The following is a 1,861-nucleotide window of genomic DNA, read 5'->3' as shown; positions in this document are numbered from 1 at the left end:
CTGCTGACCGACCAACTCGGCCTGCTGGACGACCTCGTCGAACAGGACGGCCGCCCCATCCGGCTGCCCCTGGGTGAGTCGCTCGAATCCGGAACACGCGGATCACCCGAACCGGCCGTTCACGTAGTCCGACGTCCTTTCGTCGCGGGGTGAGCCGAACATCGCTTCCGTGTCCCCGTGTTCCACGACGACTCCCGGGGTGCCGTGGGACGCCAGGAAGAAGGCGCAGGTGTCGGAGACGCGCGCGGCCTGCTGCATGTTGTGGGTGACGATGACGATGGTGACCTCGGACCTGAGCTCGGCGATGGTCTCCTCGATGCGCCGGGTGGACGTCGGGTCGAGGGCCGAGCACGGCTCGTCCATGAGCAGCACGCGGGGACGGATCGCCAACGAGCGGGCGATGCACAGCCGTTGCTGCTGCCCGCCGGAGAGGGCGCCGCCCGGCTGGCGGAGCCGGTCCTTGACCTCCTTCCACAGCCCGGCCTTGGTGAGGCACTCCTCGACGAGGTCGTCCCGGCCGTCGCGGGACGCCTTGATGCCGTTGAGCTTCAGGCCCGCCAGGACGTTGTCGTACAGGGACATCGCGGGGAAGGGGTTGGGCTTCTGGAAGACCATGCCGATCTCGCGGCGGGCCCGGGTGATGCGGCGGCCGCGGTCGTAGATGTCCTCGCCGTCGAGCAGTACGCGCCCGGCGAGCGAGGCCGAACCGATCAGCTCGTGCATGCGGTTGAGGATCCGCAGGAAGGTCGACTTGCCGCAGCCGGACGGCCCGATGAGAGCGGTGACCTGGCGTGCGGGCATGGTGAGCGAGACCCGGTCGAGGACCTTGTGGTCGCCGAACCACGCCGAGACGTCCTCGGCCTCCAGGTTCGCGGGCCCCTGCCCGACTACGGTCCGCGGCTGGACGACGGTGTCCGTGAGGTCGGCCATGGAAGTGGTTTCGGTGGACATTGCGAGTGTCAACTCCCGTACGGGACTGGGGTTCGGAGGGGGCGGAGGAGGGATCAGAGGACGTTCGGCAGCAGCGCGGTGAGCGCCGCGGAGTCGGCGAGGCCGAGTGCGGCCAGTACGGGCGCCGCGCAGATCCAGGTCTGCCAGCGGCCCCACACGCGGTACAGCCAGACGGTGACCAGGGAGGCGAGGAGCAGCCCCTGTGTCCACAGGAAGACGGCGAGCCAGGCGTCGTTCTGGCCGGCGAGCGCCTGCTCGGACGGGTCGATCCAGCCGGACCTGATCGCACGCGGCGGGTTCGGCTGGATGTCGGAGACGAGTCTGGCGTCGACCCGCAGCAGGCCGCTGGGTGTGTACGGGGCGCCCTTCGCGGTGATCAGGGTGAGCCGCCCCTGGCCCTGCCCCGGCTGGACGGGCAGTTCGTCTCCGGCGTGCCGGATGCCGGTGACCTCGTACACGGACTTGCCCTGGCCGGTGGTCAGTTCGAAGCGCGTGCCGGTGGGCAGTTGGTGCAGGTTGTTGAAGGGGCTGCCGTAGCCCCACTGCCGGCCCATGATGACGACGGTGCCGGCCTGTCCGGGCAGCGGGGTGTCGCGGCGGTGGCCGGGCCCGGACATCAGCACGCTGGAGGTGGTGCCCTCGGCGACCACCTCCTTGATGCCGAGTGCGGGGATGCGCAGCAGCGCGACCGGCGCGCCGAGCGCGAGCGGCTTGCCGTCGTAGGTGCGCTGGCCCACCGGGGCGGTGCCCAGGGCGAGTTGCTCGCGCAGGTCGTCGTACGCGGTCTGCTGGTCGCGGGAGTGCTGCAGGTGCCCGACGATCGTGAGGTTCGCGGCGAACCCGAAGAGCACGGCGGCGAGCACGCACAGGGTGGCGCCGGCCAGCGCGAGTCCTGGACGGGCGGGCGGCC

At 70.9% G+C, this 1,861-nt stretch carries 2 protein-coding genes; both read right to left on the bottom strand.

The window, feature by feature from the left end:
• Positions 1-102 precede the first annotated feature (102 nt).
• A complete protein-coding gene (pstB, locus tag O3Q52_RS52645; RefSeq protein WP_269655478.1) occupies positions 103-930 on the bottom strand; it encodes a phosphate ABC transporter ATP-binding protein PstB in 828 nt (275 codons plus the stop codon).
• A gap of 74 nt (positions 931-1,004) precedes the next feature.
• Positions 1,005-1,861: sortase (locus O3Q52_RS52640; protein WP_269655477.1), on the bottom strand; the 857-nt coding region annotated here is incomplete at its 5' end.

The sequence above is a fragment of the Streptomyces sp. ActVer genome, assembly GCF_027270795.1.
GTDB classification, from domain to species: Bacteria; Actinomycetota; Actinomycetes; order Streptomycetales; family Streptomycetaceae; genus Streptomyces; species Streptomyces umbrinus_A.
The sequence above is the reverse complement of the archived record's forward strand: the minus strand, read 5'-3'. Positions and strand labels throughout refer to the sequence as shown.

Excerpts from the sequence above, each read along its gene's own strand:
- pstB (WP_269655478.1), bottom strand. The coding sequence starts at position 930 with ATGGCCGACCTCACGGACACCGTCGTCCAGCCGCGGACCGTAGTCGGG.